The 25,593-nt window shown below is 38.4% G+C and carries 22 protein-coding genes and 1 tRNA gene; 15 read left to right on the top strand and 8 right to left on the bottom strand.

Annotated elements, in window-relative coordinates:
* The first annotated feature begins 2 nt into the window (after positions 1-2).
* The 5 genes from RF53_RS05770 to RF53_RS05790 all read left to right on the top strand — a co-directional run bounded on the left by RF53_RS05770 (position 3) and on the right by RF53_RS05790 (position 5,027).
* A complete protein-coding gene (locus tag RF53_RS05770) occupies positions 3-644 on the top strand; it encodes an MBL fold metallo-hydrolase (RefSeq protein ID WP_039036905.1) in 642 nt (213 codons plus the stop codon).
* Positions 645-759: 115 nt separating this feature from the next.
* Positions 760-1,218 (top strand): Lrp/AsnC family transcriptional regulator, encoded by a 459-nt coding sequence (locus RF53_RS05775; protein WP_002960703.1) that lies wholly within the window; start codon positions 760-762, stop codon positions 1,216-1,218.
* Positions 1,219-1,331: 113 nt separating this feature from the next.
* Entirely contained in the window at positions 1,332-2,888 is a 1,557-nt protein-coding gene (locus RF53_RS05780) for a SulP family inorganic anion transporter (RefSeq protein WP_006794467.1), read from the top strand.
* A gap of 244 nt (positions 2,889-3,132) precedes the next feature.
* Positions 3,133-4,206, top strand: a complete 1,074-nt coding sequence (locus RF53_RS05785; RefSeq protein ID WP_006794466.1) for a sensor histidine kinase — start codon at positions 3,133-3,135, stop codon at positions 4,204-4,206.
* Positions 4,203-5,027, top strand: coding sequence for a LytR/AlgR family response regulator transcription factor (locus RF53_RS05790; protein WP_006794465.1), 825 nt, complete (start codon positions 4,203-4,205; stop codon positions 5,025-5,027). The genes RF53_RS05785 and RF53_RS05790 overlap by 4 nt, the downstream gene beginning before the upstream one ends.
* Before the next feature lie 57 nt (positions 5,028-5,084).
* Here the strand turns inward: RF53_RS05790 and pyk are convergent, their stop codons facing one another.
* Positions 5,085-6,521: a pyruvate kinase gene (pyk, locus tag RF53_RS05795; protein WP_039036906.1), complete on the bottom strand. Its 1,437-nt coding sequence runs from the start codon at positions 6,519-6,521 to the stop codon at positions 5,085-5,087.
* A gap of 378 nt (positions 6,522-6,899) precedes the next feature.
* Here pyk and gndA point away from each other — a divergent pair, with 378 nt between their 5' ends.
* Positions 6,900-8,273, top strand: coding sequence for an NADP-dependent phosphogluconate dehydrogenase (gndA, locus tag RF53_RS05800; RefSeq protein WP_039036907.1), 1,374 nt, complete (start codon positions 6,900-6,902; stop codon positions 8,271-8,273).
* A gap of 65 nt (positions 8,274-8,338) precedes the next feature.
* On the opposite strand, the gene ansA is transcribed toward gndA, so the two are convergent.
* The gene (gene ansA, locus RF53_RS05805) at positions 8,339-9,349 is read right to left on the bottom strand and encodes an asparaginase (protein ID WP_006794462.1); all 1,011 of its coding nucleotides are present in this window, start codon (positions 9,347-9,349) and stop codon (positions 8,339-8,341) included.
* An 81-nt stretch (positions 9,350-9,430) separates the two neighbouring features.
* Complete coding sequence (gene sppA, locus RF53_RS05810) at positions 9,431-11,296, bottom strand: signal peptide peptidase SppA (protein ID WP_039036908.1); 1,866 nt, start codon at positions 11,294-11,296, stop codon at positions 9,431-9,433.
* A gap of 288 nt (positions 11,297-11,584) precedes the next feature.
* On the opposite strand from sppA, the gene RF53_RS05815 reads away from it, so the two are divergent.
* The 7 genes from RF53_RS05815 (at position 11,585) to RF53_RS05845 (ending at position 16,914) form a co-directional block, all read left to right on the top strand.
* Positions 11,585-13,546 (top strand): oxidoreductase, encoded by a 1,962-nt coding sequence (locus tag RF53_RS05815; protein ID WP_039036909.1) that lies wholly within the window; start codon positions 11,585-11,587, stop codon positions 13,544-13,546.
* An 89-nt stretch (positions 13,547-13,635) separates the two neighbouring features.
* Positions 13,636-14,319, top strand: a complete 684-nt coding sequence (locus RF53_RS05820) for an HvfX family Cu-binding RiPP maturation protein (RefSeq protein ID WP_039036910.1) — start codon at positions 13,636-13,638, stop codon at positions 14,317-14,319.
* A gap of 117 nt (positions 14,320-14,436) precedes the next feature.
* Positions 14,437-14,985, top strand: coding sequence for an NAD(P)H nitroreductase (locus RF53_RS05825; RefSeq protein ID WP_039036911.1), 549 nt, complete (start codon positions 14,437-14,439; stop codon positions 14,983-14,985).
* 206 nt (positions 14,986-15,191) lie between these two features.
* Positions 15,192-15,569: a hypothetical protein gene (locus tag RF53_RS05830; protein ID WP_006794457.1), complete on the top strand. Its 378-nt coding sequence runs from the start codon at positions 15,192-15,194 to the stop codon at positions 15,567-15,569.
* Positions 15,570-15,695: 126 nt separating this feature from the next.
* Positions 15,696-15,786: transfer RNA gene (locus tag RF53_RS05835), tRNA-Ser, on the top strand.
* A gap of 51 nt (positions 15,787-15,837) precedes the next feature.
* Positions 15,838-16,224: a hypothetical protein gene (locus RF53_RS05840; RefSeq protein WP_039036912.1), complete on the top strand. Its 387-nt coding sequence runs from the start codon at positions 15,838-15,840 to the stop codon at positions 16,222-16,224.
* Positions 16,225-16,293: 69 nt separating this feature from the next.
* The gene (locus tag RF53_RS05845) at positions 16,294-16,914 is read left to right on the top strand and encodes an FKBP-type peptidyl-prolyl cis-trans isomerase (protein ID WP_006794455.1); all 621 of its coding nucleotides are present in this window, start codon (positions 16,294-16,296) and stop codon (positions 16,912-16,914) included.
* 224 nt (positions 16,915-17,138) lie between these two features.
* Here RF53_RS05845 and RF53_RS05850 read toward each other — a convergent pair whose 3' ends face one another.
* Complete coding sequence (locus tag RF53_RS05850) at positions 17,139-19,535, bottom strand: TonB-dependent receptor (RefSeq protein WP_039036913.1); 2,397 nt, start codon at positions 19,533-19,535, stop codon at positions 17,139-17,141.
* A gap of 136 nt (positions 19,536-19,671) precedes the next feature.
* Positions 19,672-20,058 (bottom strand): YkgJ family cysteine cluster protein, encoded by a 387-nt coding sequence (locus RF53_RS05855; protein WP_006794452.1) that lies wholly within the window; start codon positions 20,056-20,058, stop codon positions 19,672-19,674.
* A gap of 357 nt (positions 20,059-20,415) precedes the next feature.
* Here RF53_RS05855 and RF53_RS05860 point away from each other — a divergent pair, with 357 nt between their 5' ends.
* Together RF53_RS05860 and RF53_RS05865 are read left to right on the top strand one after the other, a co-directional pair.
* Positions 20,416-20,844, top strand: a complete 429-nt coding sequence (locus tag RF53_RS05860) for a hypothetical protein (RefSeq protein WP_039036914.1) — start codon at positions 20,416-20,418, stop codon at positions 20,842-20,844.
* A gap of 38 nt (positions 20,845-20,882) precedes the next feature.
* Positions 20,883-21,482 carry a DUF1287 domain-containing protein gene (locus RF53_RS05865; protein WP_039036915.1) on the top strand — a complete coding sequence of 200 codons (600 nt, stop codon included), beginning with the start codon at positions 20,883-20,885 and terminating at the stop codon, positions 21,480-21,482.
* 27 nt (positions 21,483-21,509) lie between these two features.
* On the opposite strand, the gene yfaE is transcribed toward RF53_RS05865, so the two are convergent.
* From yfaE to nrdA, 3 genes are all read right to left on the bottom strand, one after another.
* On the bottom strand, positions 21,510-21,782 hold the full coding sequence (gene yfaE / locus RF53_RS05870; RefSeq protein ID WP_039036916.1) for a class I ribonucleotide reductase maintenance protein YfaE: 273 nt from the start codon (positions 21,780-21,782) through the stop codon (positions 21,510-21,512).
* Positions 21,782-22,912, bottom strand: coding sequence for a class Ia ribonucleoside-diphosphate reductase subunit beta (gene nrdB, locus RF53_RS05875; RefSeq protein ID WP_006794448.1), 1,131 nt, complete (start codon positions 22,910-22,912; stop codon positions 21,782-21,784). The genes yfaE and nrdB overlap by 1 nt, the downstream gene beginning before the upstream one ends.
* Positions 22,913-22,977: 65 nt before the next feature.
* Positions 22,978-25,260 carry a class 1a ribonucleoside-diphosphate reductase subunit alpha gene (nrdA, locus tag RF53_RS05880; protein ID WP_008132948.1) on the bottom strand — a complete coding sequence of 761 codons (2,283 nt, stop codon included), beginning with the start codon at positions 25,258-25,260 and terminating at the stop codon, positions 22,978-22,980.
* Positions 25,261-25,593: the final 333 nt, after the last annotated feature.

The following is a 25,593-nucleotide window of genomic DNA, read 5'->3' on the forward strand; positions in this document are numbered from 1 at the left end:
CGATGAAAATTATAACAATACCAGTGACACCTTTTGCACAAAATTGCAGAATAATAGCTTGCGAAAGTACTCAAGAAGCAATCGTTGTTGACCCCGGTGGTGACAGCGATAAGATAATAGCTACTTTAACGAGTAATAGTTTAACCTTAAAAGCTGTTTGGTTAACCCATGGGCACTTAGACCATGTTGGTGCAGCTGACGTGCTTCGTAGGCAGTTTGATATTAAAATTATTGGCCCGCACAAGGATGAACGTTTTTGGTTTGATAATTTACCAATGCAAGCTCAAATGTTTGGTTTTCCTCCTATTGATCCTTTTTACCCAGATGAGTGGCTATCGCATGGTGACACTTTGAGCCTAGGTAAATTAAAATTCGATGTAATGCATTGCCCAGGTCATACGCCAGGACATATTGTATTTTATGAACAAGATAATAAATGCGTAATTGTTGGTGACGTTATATTTAAAGGCTCTGTGGGTCGAACCGACTTTCCACAAGGCAATAGTCAACAACTTATAGAATCTATTAAGGCTAATATATTAACCTTGCCGGCGCAGACTGCGATTTTGTCGGGGCATGGCAGTGAAACAACAGTAGAGCATGAAATTAAAACGAACCCTTTTGTGAGTGGGCAGTACGGATAGTGAATTAAATGTATTAATTATGAATAATTTATACATAGAAAAACTAAAAATAAGCAGATTGTTTTTTAAAATGGTTGTATAATTTAACCAGTTTATTTGATAAATAAGAAATAAAATGTCTCTAAATCACGTAGATCGCCAAATTTTGGCACTTTTGCAACAAGACGCAAGTCTATCAACTGCTGAAATAGCAGATAAAGTCGGCTTATCTCAATCACCTTGTTGGCGTCGAATTGCTAAACTTGAGCAAGACGGCTATATAAAAAGCAAAGTGGCATTGTTAGATGAAAAGAAACTAGGCTTTGATATGCTGGTATACGCACATGTGCGTTTATCTAACCATGGAAAAAAAAATCTGGCTGAGTTTGAAAAACTAATCATGAGTTATGATGAAGTAACTGAGTGTTATACAATGGCTGGTACCATGGATTTTATGTTACGTATAATCTCGCAAGGTATAGAGGGTTACGAACATTTTGTTAGAGATAACTTATTAAGTTTAGAATATGTACAGGAAGTGCATTCAAACGTAACAATGACATGTGTAAAACGAAGCACTTCTCTTCCTTTGTAAACGAATAACTTTTTAGAGCTATTTAGTTTAAAAGACAATGTAATTGTTAAATGAGCGCTAATTTGCTAGAATTTAGCGCTTTTTTTATACCCAAAACACACCTGAGGATCTCAATGTTTAACTTACTCAGTAGGGCGCCAAGCTCTGCTAAAAACGATATTCTATCTGGTTTAACTGTGGCGTTAGCCTTAGTGCCAGAAGCTGTTGCGTTTGCCTTTGTAGCAAATGTAGAACCTTTAGTTGGTCTATATGCCGCGTTTATCGTAGGTTTAATTACGGCTATATTTGGCGGCCGCCCTGGTATGATTTCAGGTGCTACCGGTGCATTAGCGGTTGTTATGGTAAGTTTAGTACTTGATCATGGTGTTGAGTATCTCTTTGCAACCGTGCTGTTGATGGGTATTTTGCAAATACTCGCGGGAATATTCAAGCTCGGTAAGTTTATTCGTATGGTACCGCATCCTGTAATGCTAGGGTTTGTAAACGGCTTAGCTATTGTTATATTTTTAGCCCAGTTAGGTCAGTTTAAAGTACCTGACGGTATGGGCGGTCAGCAATGGATGACGGGTGAACCATTGTTTATTATGCTAGGGCTGGTTGCGCTAACTATGGGAATTATTCATTTCCTTCCTAAGTTAACAACGGCTATTCCTTCGTCTTTGGTTGCGATTGTAACGGTGACTGGCTTAGTGATTGGTTTAGACCTTGAAGCACATACCGTATTAGATTTTTTAAAAGGGATGACAGGTGACGAAGCGGCAACAATCGCAGGTGGGTTGCCAGAGTTTCATATTCCTATGGTGCCATTTAATTTAGATACGCTCCAAATTATCTTCCCTTATGCACTGATACTTGCTGCTATCGGCCTGATAGAGTCATTATTAACGCTTAGCTTAATTGATGAAATTACTGAAACGCGTGGCCACAGTAACAAAGAGTGTATTGGCCAAGGCGCTGCAAATATAACGTGTGGCTTTTTTGGTGCAATGGGTGGTTGTGCAATGATTGGCCAATCAATGATTAATATTAATTCTGGCGGTCGTTCACGTTTATCAGGTATCAGTGCAGCATTAATGTTGCTCGCATTTATCATTTTTGCCTCAAGTTTAATTGAAATGATCCCACTTGCCGCACTTGTTGGGGTTATGTTTATGGTTGTGCTTGGTACATTTGAATGGGCAAGTTTTAAAATGATGAAGCGCGTTCCATTGTCAGATGCCTTTGTAATCGTGTTGGTTTCAGGTGTAACGGTGATTACCGATTTAGCGATTGCAGTGTGTGTAGGTGTAATTGTGTCTGCACTTGTTTTTGCATGGCAACATGCTAAGCATATTTACACAACTAACTACATTGATGAAGAAGGCTCAAAAGTATATGAGTTACATGGGCCATTATTTTTTGGTTCAGTTAAAAACTTTTCTGAATTATTTGATGTTAAAAATGACCCAGAGAACGTTATTGTAGAGTTTAAACATAGCCGTGTATCAGATCACAGTGCAATAGAGGCTATTGACGCATTAGCTGATAAATATACTAAAGCGGGTAAGCAGCTTCATTTGCGTCATTTAAGTAAAGACTGTACTCAGTTACTGCACAAAGCGCGTGATTTAGTTGAAGTAAATGTAATAGAAGATCCTACTTATAAAGTTGCGTCAGATAAACTTGCTTAAATAATAACTATCAACATATTAACGAAAGCGAAAGGGTAACACCTTTCGCTTTTTTATTGCGCGTAAGTTAAGTTTGCGTTGATTGTATTAAAAACTAAGATAGGCGGTAGTGCTAAACAGCCTCGTAAATCTATATAATAGGCGATGATATGAATTAGTTTATTTATAAAATTAATTAGTTATTAATAAATACAAGCTAAGAATAGATTTTAAAGTAGTTACTATTTTGGAGACAGTGTAAATTTTGAATTGGCAATCTTTAATTGATAACCGTCAGCGATTTTTTTGGCTTTTGCAGATTGCGGGCTGGATAGGGTATGCGCTTGTCAATTACATTGGTTCTAAAGTATTTGAAATGCGTGATATTTACGTATTCGTCATATTATTAAATGCCTATGCTGGCTGTCTTATGACAGTACCTCTTCGCTATATTTACCGTACAGTTTGGAATGCTTCACCTATAGTGCTGATGTTAGTGGTGTTTGGTGCATCTTATGTAACGGGTACATTATGGGCTGTTGTACAAAAATTTAATCTATGGGAAATATATCGCCATGGTTACAGGCCAGAAGAGTGGTTTTATTACCTGCAACAAGGATTGGATTCTGTTTACATTATTTTGTGTTGGAGTGGTTTGTACTTTGGCGTTAAATATTATCAGCTATTGCAAAGTGAACGTCAAAAAGCATTAAAAGCCACTACAATGGCCCACGAAGCCCAATTAAAAATGCTTAGGTATCAGCTTAATCCGCATTTTTTATTTAATACGCTAAATGCAATTTCAACATTAGTTTTGGTAAAAGAAAATAAAGATGCTAACTTAATGGTCTCTAAATTGAGTGACTTTTTAAGATACACATTAAATACCGATCCCATAAAAAAAGTACCGCTTGAGCAAGAGTTACATGCGTTAAAGCTATATCTTGATATTGAAAGAGTACGTTTTGATGAACGTTTAAAGGTAAACATAGACGTAAGTGAACAAGCAAAACAAGCGCTTGTGCCTAGTCTTATATTGCAACCTATTATTGAGAACGCAATTAAATATGCGATTGCCCACTTATCTGAAGGTGGTGTAATTGATATCAAAGCCCAAGTGTTTGCTAACGAATTACTCCTTGAAGTGGGAGATAACGGGCCTGGCACAGAATTAGAAAATGGCAAGCTTGTTAACGCACAAGGTGTTGGCATTGCAAATACCAAAGATAGATTAAAAACGCTCTACGAAAATAATTATTCGTTTGTATTATCACATAATACGCCAAGTGGATTAAAAGTTAATCTGCGAGTGCCGTTTGAGAAGGCTGTGAAGAAATGATGAAAATCAGAACGCTTATTGTTGATGATGAACCATTAGCGCGCAAAGGTTTAGATGTAAGACTTTCAGAATTTGATGATATTGAAGTTATTAAATTATGCAGTTCAGGTGCAGATGCAATACAGACGTGTAAAAACGAAAAAATAGATTTAGTATTTTTAGATATTCAAATGCCAGGCATGAATGGTTTTGAAGTTGCTCGCGCGTTAAGTGAAAGCACTAAAGTACTACCTGCAATCGTGTTTGTTACCGCATTTGATCAATTTGCAGTAAAAGCATTTGAAATTCATGCATTGGATTACATTTTAAAACCCGTTGATGATAACAGACTAAAACAGGCGGTAGAAAAAGTGCATACCTATTTAAAAACGCAACAAGACAACGCCCATAAGAAAAAACTCGCGAGTTTTGTAGCTGGCATTACCGGAAATAACTGTGAAGAAATTCTCAAAAAGCTGGCAACCGGTGATACTTTAGCTGATAAACGTTACCCAGAGTCGTTGGCAGTAAAAGAGCAGGGCGAAATTATTCGTGTTCCAGCAGCAACCATTCAATGGGTTGATGCAGCAGGTGATTATATGTGTTTACATTGCCAAGATGGACAAACACATATATTACGTAAAACAATGAAAGAACTTGAGCAAGAGCTCGACCCTCATTTATTTGTTAGGGTTCATCGCAGCGCAATTGTAAATACAAAACAAATCAGTAAATTAGTAACACAGGTTAGTGGCGAGTATTTACTTGTTTTAGAAAATGGACAAGAGTTAAAAGTAAGCCGAAGTTACCGAGATAAAGTAAAAGCAGCATTAGCGAGCTAAAATTATAGTTAGAAATAAAAAATGCGAGCTAAGCTCGCATTTTTTTTAAAGCGTTAATTACTCAACAGTAACAATTTTCATTGTATTTGTTGCGCCAACCGTTTCCATTGAATCACCATGCGTTAAAATCACTGTATCACCTGACGCTAATGATCCTTGGGCAACAAGCGTATCTAAAGCTGCTTTAACCATTGCATCTTTTTCTGTTTGTGTTGAATCAAAAAACACAGGGTAAACACCACGATAAAGTGCGGTTTGACCAAGCGTACTAGCATGACGAGATAGTGAGTAGATTGGTAAACCCGAACTAATACGTGACATTAGTTTTGCTGTGCTACCTGATTCAGTAAGCGTTACAATAGCTTTAACAGAGTCTAAATGGTTTGCTGCATACATAGCAGATAATGCAATTGATTCTGCATTATTAGAAAAACGGCTATCTAAACGGTGCTTAGATACGTGTGTTTCTTTTTGTGACTCAGCACCTAAACAAACTCGCGCCATAGTCGCTACTGTTTCTTCAGGGTAATCACCCGCTGCGGTTTCTGCAGAAAGCATTACAGCGTCGGTACCATCAAGCACTGCGTTTGCAACATCCATTACTTCAGCACGTGTTGGCATTGGGTTATCGATCATCGATTCCATCATTTGTGTTGCTGTAACAACAGTACGGTTCAATGAACGAGCACGACGAATAATAAGCTTTTGCTTGCCCATTAACGCAGCATCGCCAATTTCTACACCTAAGTCACCACGCGCAACCATAACAGCATCTGAAGCAAGTACAATGTCGTCAATCGCTTCTTGCGTTTCTACAGCTTCAGCACGTTCAATTTTTGCAAGAAGTTGCGCTTTAGAGCCAGCTGCTTCAGCTAAAGAACGAACGTAACGCATATCATCACCACTACGTGGGAAAGATACCGCAATATAATCTACATCGATTTCTGCTGCTGTGATTAAATCTTCTTTGTCTTTATCAGTAAATGCAGGGGCAGTTAATCCACCGCCCAAACGGTTAATCCCTTTATTATTTGATAAAACACCTCCCACTGTAACGGTACAGTGAACTAGATGATCAACTACCTTATCAACTGTAAGTTGAATTAAACCATCATTTAAAAGAAGTAAATCGTTAGGAGATACGTCTTGTGGAAGCTCTTTATAATCGATACCTACAGCGCTTACATCGCCTTGCCCTTTTTCCATTTTTGCATCAAGAATAAACTTAGCACCCACTTCTAGGGTTACTTTGCCTTCTTTGAACGTTGATACACGGATTTTAGGACCCTGAAGGTCGGCAAGGATAGCAATATGTTTGTTCAATCGTTTTGCAATATCACGAACTGCTTGTGCACGGTCTTTATGATCTTGAGCCACACCGTGTGAGAAGTTTAAACGTACTACGTTTGCGCCTGCGCGAATAATTTTTTCTAAGTTGTTATCTCTATCGGTAGCGGGCCCAAGGGTAGCGACTATTTTTGTGCGTCTTAGCATCAATTTCTCCTGTGTGCTTGGTGAAAGCAGGTTGACGGTTATTTTGTTTACGATAGATATAGCTTTATAAAGCTATATCTTTAGTTGTAGGCAAAGCTAAAAGAATTGCCACTATTTTATACAAAACTATTGTGTCATCATTATGACACCGGTGTCAAAATGCGTCAATGATCATAATTTTAATTTGCTTTGCTTTTAGTCACCCTTTGCTCGATGATATTTGATATAATTGCGAGGCTTTTATACCTGTAGTGAAATATTACTTTGTATTGGCTCATTGTTAGTATTTTATTACTGTATACGTATAAAGCATGCGGTATTATTGAATGAATACATTGAATTTTCTAACCAAATAGTTGTTACCGAGGAGGACACTAAATGCAAGTTGCATTAGTCGGGTTAGGCGTTATGGGGAAAAATCTTGCCCTAAATTTGATAGAAAAGGGGATAACGCTTGTTGCTTATGACAAAAACCCACATGCGGGTGAAGAGTTAATAAGTTGTGCTAAATCTCAAGGCATGGCTGACAAACTTCACATTGTTTCTGATTTAGGAGACATGGTAAGGCGTTTAGAAGCACCTCGTTCTATTTTATTACTTGTTCCTGCGGGTGAGTTAGTAGATACCGTTTGTAATGAACTGGTAAACGCAGGCGTAGAGTGTGATGATATTATAGTTGATTGTGGTAACAGTAATTATAAAGATGGTATTACGCGTAAACTTAAATACCAAAATAAATTTGAGTTTGCCACCATGGGTATTTCAGGTGGTGCAGAAGGTGCCCGCCATGGCCCAGCAATGATGGCAAGTGGGTCAGAAGGTGGCTGGGAACGTATTGAACCATGGTTTGAAAAAGTAGCTGCAAGTTACAATGGTAGCTCTTGTTTTGCACGTGTTGGCCAATCGGCAAGTGGACACTTTGTTAAAATGGTTCACAACGGCATTGAATATGCACTTATGCAACTCATTGCAGAAATGTATCAATTACTACGCTCAGGAACTAACCGTTCTCCAAAAGAAGTAGCTGCAATATTTGATGAGTGGTCACAAGGGCAGTTAAATAGTTACTTACTTTCGATCTCTAGCCACATATTAACCCTTGAAAATGATAAAAATGAGCCACTAGTCGACCTTATTGATAATAAAGTTGGTGCTAAAGGTACAGGTTTGTGGACTGCACAAAACGCGCTAGAGTTAGGAATTGCAGTACCATCACTTGTCGCTGCTGTTCAAGCCAGACACCTAACTAATGCCTGCGATACAACCGCTGCACAAGAAATGACGTACGCTTCAAAATCAACCAATATCGTTGATATTGATCTCGAAGAGCTTAAAGATGCATTTACACTTGCTAGTTTACTTGCGTATCGCCAAGGTTTAGCACTAATTAAAGGCGCATCTCGTACACACCAGTGGAAAGTTGATTTGTCGAAAACATTACAAACTTGGCGTGCAGGTTGTATTATTCGAGCTGACTACCTAGATAGCGTGGCGCAAGGAGTCGAATTTATAGATTCACTCGATAAAGAGGCGAATGCACTACGTAAGATAACAGGACAAGCTGTTATGTCTGGTTTGGCGTTTCCTGTATTAAGCTCTACACAAACTTACTTAGCAACGTTAACAACACCAAGTAATGGGCACCTAGTTCAAGCCCAGCGTGATTATTTTGGTGAGCATGGCATTAAAACCCATAGTGGTGAAACCTGCCATTTGACTGACCTAGTTGAGATTGACGCTAAAGTTCGTTAATTCTTTATTAGACAAAAAGGCACGCTATAAGCGTGCCTTTTTTGATTCTGCAGATGTGTAACTCTTTATCTTGTTAATTCACCACGCATATTATCTTGCATTAAGTGGCGAATAGTCTCGATTTCTAGATTCTGGCTGAATAGGCAATGAAGTTTGGTTAAGCAGGCTTCTAAAGTCATATCATACCCACTAATAACGCCAATATTTAATAATGCGTTGCCGGTTGCGTAACCGCCCATATTGACTTGGCCTTTTAGGCATTGTGTTAAATTAACAATAATCATTCCTTTATTACTTGCTTCACTTAAAACAGATAAAAACTTATCGTCTTGAGGTGCATTACCAACGCCAAAGCTTAATAACACTAAAGCCTTAATGTTATCGTTTACAAGGCTCTTCACCACCTCGGTACTTATTCCTGGGTATAAATAAAGTACGCCAATTGGCTGTGGTGTTATTGTGGTTACTTGAAGTTCGTTTTCAACATAAGGACTTAGTTGGCCTTTAATAAGTTGAATATTAATGCCTGATAATGCAAGAGGCTCTAAATTTGGTGAAGCAAAGGCATCAAAACCATCTGCATGTGCTTTAGTAGCTCTATTACCTCTAAATAACTGGTTATTAAAAAACAGACTCACTTCTGCAATTGGGTAATTAGCAGCTAAGTACATCGCATTTAACAAATTAACCTGTCCATCAGATCGTAGTTGAGAAAGTGGAATTTGCGATCCGGTAACAATAACGGGTTTAGTTAAATTATCAAACATGAATGAAAGTGCCGATGCAGTATAGGCCATGGTGTCTGTACCATGCAGTACAACAAAGCCGTCGTATTGCTGATATTTGCTTTTTATATCATCTGCAATAAGTTGCCAGTGCGCAGGGGACATGTCAGATGAATCAATAAGTGGACAGTATTCGTGAATATCAAATAAGGGCATTTCATCACGATTAAATTCGGCATTGTTCATAACCGTTTCGGTTAAGAAACCTTCTGCGGGAATGTAACCCCGACTTGATTTTTTCATTCCTATGGTACCGCCGGTATAAGCGATATAAATGCGTTTACGTTTCATAAAAAAAGCCCAGTAAAAAAACTGGGCTTAGTATAACCTGTCGCTAGTGTAAATAAAGCAACGAGTGTGAATCACGCATCTTTATTGTGCAACTTTACACTCTAAACAACGAGCGTACACACCCTGTGGATCGTTATAATCCTTGAGGCTTTCAACTTCACTACTCAATTGTTGAATGACGCTGTTTAAATTAGCTTGTGTTGCTAAAACAGATGGTACTTTTGTTTGAAGACCCAACATCGATTTCACTGATGCACTTCCAAAAATGTCTTGTAGCATTTTTTCTTGCGGGCTCAAATCTTGTGTGATTGTTTTAACATCGTAGTTTTCTAACTTAGCAAGGGCGGCTGCAGCATCAATTGCATCTTGCTTATCACCTAGCTTATCAATTAATCCCAGTTCAAGTGCTTGAGAAGCAATCCAAACTCGACCTTGCGCAATTGCATCAACTTCCTCAGGCGTCATGCCTCGAGCCTGAGCTACAACATTCAAAAATCGACCGTAAGCCTCTTCAACACTCATTTGAATAACTTGAGCCATTTTTTCGTTAAGTGGGCGAGTGACAGAAAAACCTGCCATTTCGGTGGTTGCAACACCATCAGAATACACCCCAATTTTTGATAATGTATTTTCAAATGTCATAAATGTACCAAATACACCAATCGACCCTGTAATCGTACTTGGTGCAGCCCAAATTTCGTTTGCAGCAGATGCAATCCAGTAACCGCCAGATGCCGCAACAGAACTCATTGATGCGATAACAGGTTTACCGGCTCCTTTTAGAGCTAATACCTCTGCGCGAATAACTTCAGATGCGAACATACTACCGCCACCTGAATCAATACGAAGTACCACTGCTTTTACTTTATCATCAAGTCTTGCTTTACGGAGAAGGGCAGCGGTAGAGTCACCACCAATTTCGCCCGCTCTGCGCTCACCATCTACAATTGTTCCTCTCGCTACAACAACCGCTACTTTCTCAGTAATTGGGTTATCAAAAACGACAGGAGGCTTAACCAGGCTCAGGTATTGACGAAACGATACGTGTTTAAATGTTTTTCCATCTTCTTGCGCACCCACTAAATCTATCAATTGTTGGCGTATTTGCTGACTTGTTTTAAGCGAATCAACCCATTGATTATCGAGTGCATATTTACCAGCATCACCGTTAGCAGCTTGCATTTTTTCTAGGTAAACATCCATAGTTTCATCAAAGTTTGACTCATCGAATGGACGTACAGCAGAAACATCTTGCTTATATTCATTCCAAAGTGCACCTAACCATACACGGTTTGCTTCTTTAGCCGCTTCAGACATATCGTTACGGATAAAGGGTTCAACAGCTGATTTAAATGTACCTACTCTAAAAATATGCTGTGTTACTTCTAGCTTTTCTAGTGCGTCTTTAAAATACAGTGGGTACATGCCGTAACCTTCAATAGCAACGCTTCCATACGGGTGCATCGCTATTTCATCAGCATGTGCAGCGATGTAATACTGCGCTTGCGTGTAGTAGTAACCTGTAGCGATTACTTTTTTGCCAGCTTGTTTGAAGCCTTCAATAGCGTTGGTAATTTGTTTAAGTTTATTTAAATGCGCTTTAGGCATTTCTTGTAAATCAAGTAGTAGTACACTGATACGACTATCTTTTGCTGCTTCGTTTATGACTTCAACAACATCATCGAGTAAAATCTCACTTGGTTCGTCGTTACCTGATGTTGCGTCATTTAAAGCCGCTTCAATAGGATCTACATATAACTTTTCTTCAACCAATGGGCCATTTAGGTTTAACCTAAGAACAGAGCCTTCCTCTACAATAATTTTATCATCATCACTTGATATACCTGCAATAAATACAATAACAAGTAGCACAAACAAAAAGTTGATTATTAATCGACGAGAAAAGTTTATTCCAGCCCAAATACCTTTGAATATTTTTGCTATCAAAATAGCTCCTTAATTTGGTACAGCTAATACATTTGTTTCATCTTATCCTAGAATAAATATAAATTTAACTGCTAAATCGTAACGAAGTGTTTATAAATACGTTTAAGCTACCGAAAACAATGGATTTATTATGCAATACACTCTCGTATTAAATAGTAATTTTGAGATGAGTACGTATTTTAAGCGTGTCTTAAGTATTAATTAAATACATGCAAATATTGCTTATTCGTTATCATTAAAGCAGAATTAGTGAATCTACACAGGTTAGACCAGTTAATGGGGCATGAGATGTTAGAACAACAACTACAATTAAAACACACACAATTACGAAACAGATTAGTTATGGGCTCAATGCATACGGGCCTCGAAGAGGGATGGCATAACAGAAAACGTTTACGTGCATTTTATGAAGCCCGTGCAAAAGGCGGCACAGCCATGCTCATTACCGGTGGCTATAGCCCGAACCTGCGAGGCAAGTTAACGCCAATATCGTCTTCTTTTAACAGTTATTATGATGTTTTTAAGCATCGCGCATACACAGATGCTGTTCATAAACATGGTGGGAAAATTTGTTTACAGTTACTGCATGCGGGTCGCTATGCTTATCATCCTTTCAATCAGGCACCTAGTGCTATTCAGGCTCCAATTAATCCCTACAAGCCTAAAGAAATGTCACTGAGCTCAATTAAAAAAACGATTAAAGACTTTGCGCACTCTGCTTATATGGCTGAAAAAGCTGGGTATGATGGCGTTGAGGTAATGGGGTCTGAAGGTTATTTGATTAATGAATTCATGGCGCCACACACCAACAAACGCGAAGACGAATTTGGTGGAAGCCTTGAAAACAGAATGCGCCTAGCGCTTGAAATAGTCAAAGCGGTTAGGGCTAAAGTATCTGATAAATTTTTAATTATATTTAGACTGTCAGTTATGGATCTAATCCCTGATGGGTCCACTCCTGATGAAGTGGTTATTCAAGCCACTGAGCTTGAAAAAGCCGGGGTTGATATTTTTAATACGGGTATTGGCTGGCATGAAGCGCGCGTTCCTACGATTGCTAGTATGGTTCCACCAGGAGCCTTTAAAGAAGCGTCTAAGCGCTTAAAAAGTGTTGTTAGCGTTCCAGTCATTGCAGTAAACCGTATTAATACACCTGACATTGCAAATGACATTTTAAATGCAGGTGAAGCCGACCTCATATCAATGGCTAGACCTTTATTAGCTGATCCTGAGTTTTTTAATAAATATCAAAATGATCAAACAAAACAAATTAACATTTGTATTGGCTGTAACCAAGGCTGTTTAGATCATGTATTTAAAAATAAACGTGCAACCTGCTTGGTTAATCCTCAAGCGGCTTTTGAGCTTGATTACCCGCTCGATAAAGCGACAAACTCAAAAAATGTACTTGTTGTGGGCGCAGGCCCTGCTGGCTTATCTGCAAGTTGTTATTTGGCTCAAAAAGGTCATAAGGTCACTTTGATTGACCAAAAAGCGCAAATGGGTGGCCAATTTAATTTAGCCATGCAAATACCTGGCAAAGAAGACTTTAATCATACACTGGCATACTTTATTAATGAGCTAGAACGTTTAGATGTAGCGGTTAAACTCGAAACGTCATACAACGAGTCAATGCTGACACAGTACGACGATATTGTATTTGCAACGGGTGTTCGCCCACGTGAGGCGTCAATTAAATGTGGTGATAACAAACGCGTATTTGCATACGATGAAGTAATTCGTGGCGAAGTCGAGTTAGGCAACTCTATTGCCATTTTAGGTGCTGGCGGCATTGGTTTTGATATGGTGGCATTTTTAAGTGAACATAAATCACAAACCATTGATGAGTTTAAAACGCAGTGGGGAATTGAATGTGAACCGAAGCCACACAAAGACGAGCGTCAGTTGTACATGTTAAAAAGAAGCTCTGGCCGATTTGGTAGTGAACTTGGAAAAACAACAGGTTGGATCCATCGTCAAGTAGCTAAGCAGCATGGTGTAAAACAAATTGCAGATTGTCAGTATCAAAGCTTTGATAGCAAGGGTTTAACTATTACAGTTGGTGGAGAAACTCAAGTGTTACCGGTCGACACTGTTATTGCGTGTATTGGTCAAGTTTCAAATGATGAAGTTGTAAAGCCCTATGCTGAAAACGCTAAAGTACACGTGATTGGTGGCGCTAAACTCGCTGCTGCAATTGATGCTAAGCGCGCTATTTTTGAAGCCCTTCAAATAGCGAGAAGTATTTGACCTTTCGACAAGTTGAAATAGTTTAGTAATTCATGCGGTCTTTGTTGTTTATAGTCTATAACTAAATAAACATTAAACACAGGATACGCATGAACACACTGACTCGCTTCTATGTAGCTGCAATAGGTAAACTATCATTTTTAGATGGGTTGCCTCCTTTACTTTTTAGATTAATTTTAGCCCCTGTGATGATTATCGCGGGTTATAATAAGCTCGCCATCAGCGGCGATGCTACTGGCTTCTTCAATAATTTATTAGCATCACCTGATGTTGTGCAATGGTTTGGAAATAGTGAATGGGGCTTGGGTTTACCGTTTCCCGACTTACTTGCATTTTTAGCTGGTTGGAGCGAATTTTTGGGTGGTTGGTTTTTATTATTAGGTCTATTGACTCGCTTCGTAAGTATTCCTCTAATGTTTACTATGGTTGTTGCTGCAACATCAGTACATTGGCACAATGGCTGGTTTGCAATTGCTCCGACTAACCCTGATACGAGTGCAGCTCAGGTACTTGATTGGTTGTCTATACCCGGCGCCAAAGAAAGTCTTGAAAACTCAGTTGAAGTACAAGAGCGAATTGGCAAAATACGATCAATAGTCGATGAGCATGGGTTTGTAGATTACCTGTACGAAAAAGGTAAACCTTCAATTTTAAATAATGGGATAGAATTTGCTGCCATTTATTTCGCAATGCTCCTGAGTTTATTTTTCACCGGAGGTGGGCGCTTTGTTAGCGTTGATTATTGGCTCAGAAGAAGTGTCTCTAAAGAGTAAACTTAACGTAAGTTTATATACGCCAGCAAAAATTATTTTTTGCTGGCGTTTTATTTCAATATTTATCAACACAGACTTAAAATGTTACCCTAGCGTTTTAAATATCGAGAAATAATTATGGACGCTATTGAGCTTTTATTAACTCGCCAATCTGACTCAAAACTAACAGAGCCAGGCCCATCAATTGAGCAGCTAAATATTATCAAACAAGCTGCACTTCGTGTCCCCGATCATGGTTGCATAGCGCCATGGCAATTTATTGTTGTTGAAGGGCAAGCGCGTGAAAAGTTAGGTTCGATTTACCACGAGAGTGCAGTGGCAGAGAAACAAGAAGATAAAGTTATAAACCGAGCTAAAGAATTACCGCTTCGTGCTCCAATGATCATCATTGCCATAGCTAAATATCAACAACATCCCAAAGTGCCACGTATAGAGCAAGTCCAAAGCGCAGGCTGTAGCGTACTTGCAATGCAACAAGCCGCATTTGCACAAGGGTTAGGGGGTGTTTGGCGCACGGGGTATTTTGCACAAAGTAATGCGGTTAAGCTAGCGCTTAATTTAAACGAGTTAGATGAAATTGTGGGGTACTTGTACATAGGTACACCTGCCGTCGATTGTAAAAAGTCACCAAGGCATAAGCCAGAAACTTATTTTACTGATTTATAAATAAGTGTGAACTTTTACATACATATAGGGTCACTTATAATTGAGTATAAATTTTAATCACTGATTATTAATGTTAGTGAGAAACTGCAAGAAGGGCATGGATGCTAAATAACTTGATAATTCTTCTGCAGATTGTTTTTTAATCGGTTGTTTTTTGATAATGTATGGAGAGTCTCAAAATAATAACGATAAAGAAGACTTAAATTATGGGAAATTTATTTTTACGTGAAAAAGAAAACTGGCTCGCTTGGTCAATTTGGGGGCTTTTAGGTGCGTTTGTTACGTTATATGTAGCAATGAGTACAAATGCTGCCCCTTTTATTGCCGGTTCAGCCGTCAGTGTATTGGTACTACTTACTTGGTGGATGCAACAATCTAAACGATTTGATTTTGGACGCGCATTTAAAGTATGTTGTTATGTACTTATGTTAAGTATTCTGCCTACTTTTATGTTTGTCATTGTGCCAAGTGACGACTTAAACCGTTTTGATTTAATTTTTCAAGGGGTTACTTTTTTCTCATTGAGCTTGTTGGTTTGCTTAGTGTGTTCTTGGATTGCGCGTAGGCCTAAACAGTATTATTAGTAACCGCTATTTTTAAAATCTTAAAATGAATAAGTGATAGTTTTTTTACGCTACTAGATTAAATTTTATTTTTTTACATTTAAAGCTTTACAAATATCTCGATAACCCATATTATTCGCGCCGTACGGAGAGATGGCAGAGTGGTCGAATGCACCGGTCTTGAAAACCGGCATAGGTTTGTAGCCTATCTAGGGTTCAAATCCCTATCTCTCCACCATTATTTAAAAAACCGCCTTATGGCGGTTTTTTGCTATCTGGGGTTTGATAAATGACAGACAAAGCAACTATTCCTATGAGTGCACAGCTTTTAAAACACATTCTTTTATGGACCGTGTTTGGTTACTGTTACCAAAGCGGCATGAGCGTACTAATTAAAATGGCAGCCGACGCACAACCAGAACACCCATTAATTACAGCGTTTGCATATGGTGTAGGTTTTAATATTTTAGTGGCCCACTTAATTACTAAGTACGATACAAAATGGCCCCTAGTTGCCTCAGTTTTTATTGGTGTAGTTGGATTAATCGCTGTACCAATTATTATTGGCGGCACCGCTAGTTTATTAACTTTTTCATTGCTTGCTGGATTTTTATTCAGTTTGATACTTAGTTGCTTTATTGTTGGTCTGTTAAAGGTAAAACTCAATAAAAACTAGCACCAAACGTGCGTTATTTTGTGATAGCATACTCATGTCTTTTAACTAACAAAACGTGAAAAACACATTATGTCAGATAATTTTACTACAGATGCTGAAAAAGCAAGTTACGGTATTGGCTTACAAATGGGTGAGCAACTTAAGTCTAATCCTTTTGAAGGCTTAAACCTAAATTCAGTGTTTGAAGGCATGAAAGATGCGTACGCAGGTAGCGCTTTTCAAGTTGAGATCCCAGAGATCCAAGCTGCATTTGAAAAAGTTAACGAAGAGATTCAAGCTCGTCGTGAAGAAGAGTCAAAAGTACTTTCTGCTGAAGGCATTGCATTCTTAGAAGAAAACGCAAAACGTCCTGAAATCACAGTTACTGAGTCTGGTCTTCAATATGAAGTATTAGCAACAGGTGAAGGCGAAAAGCCAACTGCTGAGTCTACAGTACGTGTTGATTACCACGGTACATTAATTAACGGTACAGTATTTGATAGCTCTTACGAGCGCGGTCAACCAGCTGAATTCCCAGTAGGTGGCGTGATCAAAGGTTGGACTGAAGCTTTACAAATGATGCCAGTAGGCACTAAATGGCGTATTTACGTTCCTCATGAGCTTGCTTATGGTGAACGTGGTGCAGGTGCTGCAATTGCACCTTTCTCAACGCTTGTATTTGACGTTGAGCTACACGAAATCCTTTCTTAATAGTCATTATTAAGTTAGTTAAAAAACCGCGCTTACTAATAGCGCGGTTTTTTTGTGCCTATTAAAAATTACCTTTAATTATTTTCAGGCAATACGAACAGTCACTTTTAACTCTAAACTTCAATTACAAAGCAACTCATATAAAAAAAACCGCATTTAAAAATGCGGTTTCAAAAGGGAGTTATTAATTAAACACTTTAATCTCAAAGCATAGCTTTTAATGATTAAAAGTAGCCACGAACACCTAAGCGAATATTTCTACCTGGAAGAGGGGCTTTATCTTTTATAAATGAGGTATGAACAAACCCAAGCTCATCAGTCAGGTTATCAACATTTATATAAAATTGAGCATCAACAGCACCTAACCCTAATTGGTAGTTAGCTTGAGCATCAAATAAAGTATAACCATCTGTTTGGCTTTCAAACGCAGTGATATCATTTTGATCGAAGTAATGTGTACCAGTTAGGGTTAGTTGCAAGTTACCTAAATCATACTGTAATTCAGAGCCTAACTTATTTGCTGGTATACGCGGCAAGTTGCCTTCGTCATTTTTAAGTTTAGCGCGGGTAGAGTCACCAAATACTTTAACCATTGTGTTTGGTGTAATTTGGTAGTGTGCATCGAACTCAAATCCATAGAGCTCTGCATCTTTGCTTCTAAATTGGTAAACAGCGACTGCATCGTCGTGTGCACCAACAGCTGATTCTAAACCATCTTCTTCATCGTAAACCAAGCCCGTATTTTCTTGGAAATAGAAATTTTTAATATCGTTATAGAAAAAGTTTACAGTGTAACCAAAATCTCCGCTAAAGCGTCTAAAGCTTAAATCAAGGTTAGTTGATTTTTCTTGCTTGATGTCCTCAGGTTCAAAATGCGCTTCGTTATCTTCGATGTGGTAACCTAAGCCAAGTTCGTAAGTACCTGTTGCAATGTGTAGGCCATTTGATAACAGCTCAGCAGAAAGCGGCGCACGCTCAGAGTGAGATAGGCTCAGTGCTAAACTTTGTCCTGGTGTATATTGCCAAATAGCCCCTGCAGATGCACTTACGTTAGTAAAACTTTCACTGTAGGCAATTATCTCTTCTTCATGTTCTTCTTCAAACTCTTCTTCAACCACTTCATCATGGTCATGATGATGCTCAGCAGAAGATATTTTACTTTCAATTTTGTAATCTTCAATACGAGCACCAAGCTCTAAAGTTACATCACCAAACACGCGTTCTTCTAACACATAAAGTGCATTTGAGGTTGTTATACTGGCTGGAGTAAATGCTTCATCACCAATTGCATCGTAGTCAGAATCGCTGTAATGATAGCCCAGCATACCATGCCAATCCGCGAATTTATGTTCTACGTTTAAACGCGCTTCGGTAGTTTCATTAGTGAACGTGGTGCCAATTTCACCATCTTCAATTTCACTGTGTGAATAGTCTGTATAACCAATACGAAGGTTGATTGTTTCTATCCAGTTATTGTGAAGCGCATAACTGACTAAGCCTTGCCAACGGTCTTGCTCTAGCTGTGCAAAAACAGCTTCTTCGCCTTCTTCTTCATCCTCATGTTCTGCATGTTCTTCTTCAGTTTCACCTTCGTGATCATGCTCATGATGATGTTCATGTCCAGGTATTCCATAGTCAGTTTCTATACTACCGTAAGAAAATCCAACAGTAAGGTGCTCGCCAACGTAGCTAGTACCAAAATTTAGTGTTTCGCTATCAATAAACGTGTTTTCTACTGAGTTTTCAGTTTCTATGTCGCCATCTTCATCAGTTACTGTAAATGTAGGCGTTTCATAGTCATCGCCACTGCGTTTAGTCCCATCAAAATGAAAGTTAAATCCGTCATTTCCTGTTTCTAGTTTTGCGGCCATGGTATTTGAGTTAGAAACCGTGTCATGGCTGTACTCAGCGGCACCGGTTAAATCATCTAAATTACTCGTTGGAATACGGTTATCAACCACATTTACCACACCACCAATTGCACCTGAGCCATACAAAAGTGTACTTGGTCCACGAAGTACTTCAATTTGTTCAGCTGCTAAGCTGTCGCTTGAGGTTGCATGGTCTGGTCCAATGCGCGATGCATCACTAGCATCTAATCCGTTTTGGGTGATTTTAACGCGAGGACCATCTAAACCTCGAATAATAGGGCTTGAGGATACAGGGCCAAAGTAGCTTGCATTAACACCAGGTAAACCTTTTAGTGTTTCGCCAAGTGTTGGTTTAGATTTATTTCTTAACTCATCACCCGACAGAACGCTTACAGGTGAAATCATTTCTAAGCTGCTTTTGTGTAGCGCAGATGCATAAACCACAACGGTTTCAACCGAGGTTGGTAAAAGTGAAACCGTGACATTATTTGACGATTCAGTTACCGTTATTCTTGAATCTATGTAGTTGTCTTTACTGATATGAAGTTGGCTGTTAGCGTCAATTTCAATTGAGAATTCGCCAAGCTCATTACTTTTTATAGTTTGATTTTTTCCATGAACATGAATGGAAGCGTTTTCAATAGGTTGATTTTTATCGTTTGTTACCTTACCTGTTATTGTTGCAGCTAGAGCAGATTGGGTACATAAAACCGATAAAATGGCAGAAGAAATTAATGTTAACTTTGTCATTGGTAAATTATTTGGTGATTACATGTTGTGATATAATATAACAGTTCATAATTTGCGAATCAACAATGTTATACTATAACTTTTGTGTTTGCGTTTAATTAACTAAAAATGATGATAAATCACTCAGGTGGGTATTTTATCTGCTATCAATCATTAGTACATCAAGCTTGTATTGTGCTCGTGTTTGGTTTTTTAAGTCAGTAGGCTCTAGCATTTCACATTCGTCACGTAGCATTTCGGCTATTAGGCTAGGGTATTGGCGGCAATCTTCAGGTCGGTCTAGGTAAATATTACATATGAATTTATCGCGAGCACCTTCATCTTTTTTAGGTTCGATTGCTAAAAAAGGGCAGTTATTTAATTTATCACCTGTGTTCGGATCAAACCAAATTTTATTGTTTTGTACATATTGATAAATCTCGGGATTAAAGAGCGCCCACATTTCAATTTCTTCTGATGATACGTCGAGGTCACCACCACCATATTTGGTACAGCACTTACCACACTGGTTACACTCTTTCATGATTTATTCATCTTTATATAATTTCTACAATTATTAGTTTAACAGCTCGTGTTAAATTGTTTGAAATTATTATTTTTTATTAACCCTAAGCATTTAAGTTTATAGCCTGAAAGAGCTTACCAAATATTCTTTTTCGTTCTGATATTTACAAATCCACTATAGTTAAGTCTTTTAGAGGGTTTTAATACTTATAAAATAGTTAAACCTCATCAAAATACATTTTTAACTACTGCCCCTGTAGTTAAATCGTTTGCTATACACTTTAATGTTGTATGATCGGCCTAAGGGCATATTTAATGAGCCATTTAAATTTATATTTTGCTATTTTAAGCATAAATACATTAAGGGTGATACGTAATGATGAATACAAAAGTATACAAAGCGGTACATGATTTGGCTGAAGAATTAATGAGTGCGGCGAATAAAAATGATCGCAAACGCTTTGAGTTACTTTTTTCTAAACTAAAAGCAATTTGTGAAGAAAACGAAAATACCTCTAAAGATCATCCTGTTCAGTGGGAAACACTGGCTGATTTTACAGAAGAGTTAGAAGATGCTATTACTACCTACGAGAAGGCACTAGCAAAATCTATTGCTATTAATAATAAAGACCATATGTCGTCGGTTGCTTTTTCTATGGCGACACTACAACTTGAGATGGGCCAAAAAGAAGAGGCTATAAAAAATCTTCAAAGTGCCAAAGTCAGTGCAAATAAAATAGAAGACAAAGAACTTAAAGCAGAGATTCATGACTTGTTAGAGTCACTTGTTGAAGAAGAAGGCTAATTAAAGCTTTGGCGTATAGCGTTTTTAAAAGGGTGATTATGTTTAAATACGGTTTATATTTATTTACGTTTTTACCTTTTTGTTCGTTTGCTAACTCTTTCAATCAGCAAATATCCGCAGCTCTGATTGAAAGAACAACACACAATATTACTTATGATGGCAGTTATTATTCAATGACCTATCCCGGTGGTGATGTACCAAGTAATATTGGTGTGTGTACCGATGTTATTATTCGCGCTTACCGCCAATTGGGTGTGGATTTACAACAAAGAGTACATGAAGATATTCGAGCAAATTTTGTGATGTATCCGTCTGAGCGAATTTGGGGTTTAAAAAAACCAGATAAAAATATCGACCACAGGCGTGTACCTAACCTTCAAGTATTTTTTAAGCGTCAAGGCACAGAGTTAACTATTTCAAGTAACTCACGTGATTATAAAGTTGGTGATATAGTTACTTGGATGTTACCCGGTAACTTACCCCATATAGGCATGGTTGTTACGGAAGCTTTAAGCAGCGCCGAGAATGTTCAAATTGTACATAATATAGGGCGAGGACCAGAAATAAGCGGAATGCTATTTGATTATAAGATTACTGGTCATTATCGTTTTACTAATAAACATTATAATGCCCAGTAAAGATGGGTGCTGCTATAAAGCTATTAATTATTTTAGATTAATACTTATATTTCCGTTTGGCTTGCTACAGCATAAAAGTATTTCACCATCACGAACAAACGCGAGTGGCTCTTCATTATATTTAACATTGCCAGATACTAAAGTTGCTCTGCAAGCACCGCAGTAGCCTTCACGACATTGATAAGCAACGTCTATTTTTTGAGATTCTAAGCAGTGTAAAAGAGAAGGGCAGCCAGGGCTATATTCAATGCGCTGGCTGTTTTCTGCAAGTGTAACACTTGCAGTCGTTTCGCTATTCATTATAAGTCAAAGTCACCAAATTCAGCAGCATCAACTTGTGAATCTATTTGACCTACAAGGTATGAACTAATTTCTGCCTCTTGTGGTGCAACCTGAACATTATCAGACACTAACCATGAGTTGATCCATGGGATAGGGTTACTGTTGTTTTCAAATTGGGCTGGCAAACCAATAGCAGTCATACGTGCGTTAGTAATATATTCAACATACTGACATAAAATATGCTTGTTTAAGCCAATCATAGAGCCATCTTTGAATAGGTACTCTGCCCATTCTTTCTCTTGCTCAGCAGCTTGTACAAACATTTTAATTGCTTCATCGCGACACTGAGCTGCAACGATTGCCATTTCTGGGTCGTCTTTACCGTCTTGCATGATATTTAAAATATGCTGTGTACCCGAAAGATGAAGTGCTTCGTCACGTGCAATTAGTTTGATTATCTTAGCGTTACCTTCCATAAGTTCACGTTCAGCAAATGCAAATGAACAAGCAAAGCTGACATAAAAACGAATTGCTTCAAGAATATTTACCGACATCATAGCGAGGTAAAGTTTCTTTTTCAGCTCGAATAAGTTTACAACAACTGTTTTACCGTTGATTTCATGCTTGCCTTCACCGTAAAGGTTGTAAAGTGAAACAGAGTTAATTAAATCATCGTAATAAGTTGTAACTGCATCAGCGCGCTCGCTAATTTTATCGTTGCTAACGATGTCATCAAAAATAAGCTCTGGTGATTGTGTTACGTTACGAATAATGTGGGTGTATGAACGGCTGTGAATTGTTTCACTAAATGCCCACGTTTCTATCCAGGTTTCAAGTTCTGGGATAGACACGATAGGTAGTAGCGCAACGTTAGGAGAGCGGCCTTGTACACTATCAAGCAGTGTTTGATATTTTAAGTTACTTAAAAATATGTGCTTTTCATGCTCTGGTAGCGCCTGAAAATCTAAACGGTCTTTACTCACATCTACTTCTTCTGGTCGCCAAAAGAAAGACAATTGCTTTTCAATTAACTTTTCAAAAATAGGATATTTTTGTTGATCGTAACGCGATACGTTAACGGTCTGGCCAAAAAACATTGGCTCTTGCATTTGGTTATTATGATTACGACTAAAAGTAGTATAAGACATGTTTATCACTCAAAAAACTATCAGAACAAAGCGGGCTGCATGCCCGCTTAAGATAAAATTAACGACTATATTTTACACGCGCCGCCTGCACAATCGTCATCTTCCACTTCTGGAGTGTCGTCTTGTGCATCAGATGCGCCATCACGGGTATTATGGTAATACAACGTTTTGACCCCCAATTTGTAGGCGCTAAGTAAGTCTTTTAATAAGACTTTCATAGGTACTTTACCGCCTTCAAATTTATTTGGATCATAATTTGTGTTTGCAGAAATAGTTTGGTCAACAAATTTTTGCATGATACCGACAAGCTGTAAGTAACCATCATTAGAAGGAATGTCCCAAAGTAACTCATAGTTGTCTTTCAAACGTTCGTACTCAGGTACAACTTGTTTTAAAATACCATCTTTACTTGCTTTAACACTAATGTGACCGCGTGGCGGCTCGATACCATTTGTTGCGTTCGAGATTTGCGATGACGTTTCTGATGGCATTAATGCGCTTAGTGTTGAGTTACGCATACCGTGTTCTTGTATGCTCTTACGCAGTGCATCCCAATCAAGGTGCAGTGGCTCATCACAAATTTTATCTAAGTCTGTTTTATACGTATCTGTTGGCATAATGCCTTGAGAATACGTTGTTTCGTTAAACTTAGGACATGCACCACGTTCTTTTGCAAGTTCGTTTGACGCTTTCATCAAGTAGTATTGAATAGCTTCGAATGTTTTATGTGTTAGTGCATTTGCACTGCCGTCTGAATAACGCTTACCATTTTTAGCTAAGTAGTAGGCATAGTTGATTACACCTATTCCTAACGTACGACGTCCCATTGTTGCGTTTTTGGCAGCTGGTACTGGGTAGTCTTGGAAGTCGAGTAGGTTATCGAGTGCACGTACTGCTAGCTCCGCAAGCTCTTCTAGTTCATCTAGAGACTCAAGCGCACCTAGGTTGAAAGCAGACAATGTACATAGTGCAATTTCGCCTTCTTCGTCGTTAACGTTGTTAAGTGGTTTAGTCGGTAATGCAATTTCTAAACACAAGTTAGACTGACGAATTGGCGCAACTTTCGCTATAAACGGGCTATGTGTATTACAGTGATCTACATTCTGTAAGTATATGCGGCCAGTACTTGCACGCTCTTGTGCAAACACAGAGAACAATTCAATGGCTTTAATACGCTTTTTACGAATTGACTCGTCTTGTTCGTATTTAACATATAACGCATCAAATTCGTCTTGATCTTCAAAAAACGCATCGTAAAGACCTGGCACGTCTGATGGGCTAAATAACGTAATGTAATCGTCTTTAATCAAACGAGAATACATTAACTTATTAAACTGTACGCCGTAATCTAAATGACGAACACGGTTGTCATCAACACCACGGTTATTTTTAAGAACTAAAAGGTTCTCTACTTCTAAATGCCATAGCGGGTAGAATAGGGTTGCTGCGCCGCCGCGAACACCACCTTGCGAACAACTCTTAACAGCTGTTTGAAAGTGCTTGTAAAAAGGGATACAACCTGTGTGGTATGCTTCGCCATTACGGATATGGCTTCCTAATGCACGGATACGACCAGCATTAATACCGATACCAGCACGCTGAGAAACATATTTTACAATAGCTGACGATGTTGCATTGATTGAATCAAGGCTGTCGCCACATTCAATAAGTACGCAAGAGCTAAATTGACGAGTAGGCGTACGTACACCAGCCATGATTGGCGTAGGCAATGAAATTTTAAATAACGATACCGCGTCGTAAAAACGTTTTATGTATGAAACTCGTGTTTCTCGTGGGTAATCTGCAAATAAGCTTGCAGCCACTAAAATATATAAAAACTGTGCGCTTTCATAAATTTCACCCGTTACACGGTTTTGAACTAGGTATTTACCTTCTAATTGCTTAACTGCAGCGTAACTAAAATTAAGATCGCGTGAGTGGTCAAGGTATTCGTCTAATTCGTCAAATTCTTGCTCTGTATAATCAGCAAGTAAGTGAGCATCGTAACGTTTATCACTCACCATTTTTGTTACGTGATCAAATAAACGCGGTGGCTCAAATTGACCGTATGCTTTTTTACGTAAGTGGAATACAGCTAAACGCGCAGCAAGATACTGGTAATCAGGTGATTCTTTAGAAATCTGATCGGCAGCCGCTTTGATAATCGTTTCGTGAATATCTTTTGTACGAATACCATCATAAAATTGAATATGTGACTTTAATTCAACCTGTGAAACCGAAACGTTATTTAAACCTTCGGCGGCCCATTCTATAACGCGATGGATCTTATCAAGATCAAGAGGCTCTTTGCGCCCGTCACGTTTGCTTACAGATAACTGTTGGTTCATAGCTTTGCCTGTATTCCTTGGGGATAATGTATTTTTGACCAAAGTTGTACGTCTCAAAAAGAGAAGTAGTGCTCATTTTTTATAAGTTTTACCCAATGAGGTAAATTTAATTGAATAACATTTGGCCACAATATCTGGTGTTGTTCAATTTAGAGATCACAAGATAGTGTGGTCTGAGTTGATTTGCAAGGGGCATAATTGCCCCTATTTGTGGATAACGTTGGGATAACGTATTTGTGTTAGTAGGCATTAACCTTTGATCATTCATTGAAGTTGAAATTTTTAAAAATCAACTCAGGATCGACTAAATTTACACATTTTGAAAATAAATTT

Origin of the sequence: Pseudoalteromonas sp. ECSMB14103, from assembly GCF_000813065.1 — a bacterium.
In the GTDB taxonomy this organism is placed as follows: Bacteria; Pseudomonadota; Gammaproteobacteria; order Enterobacterales; family Alteromonadaceae; genus Pseudoalteromonas; species Pseudoalteromonas marina.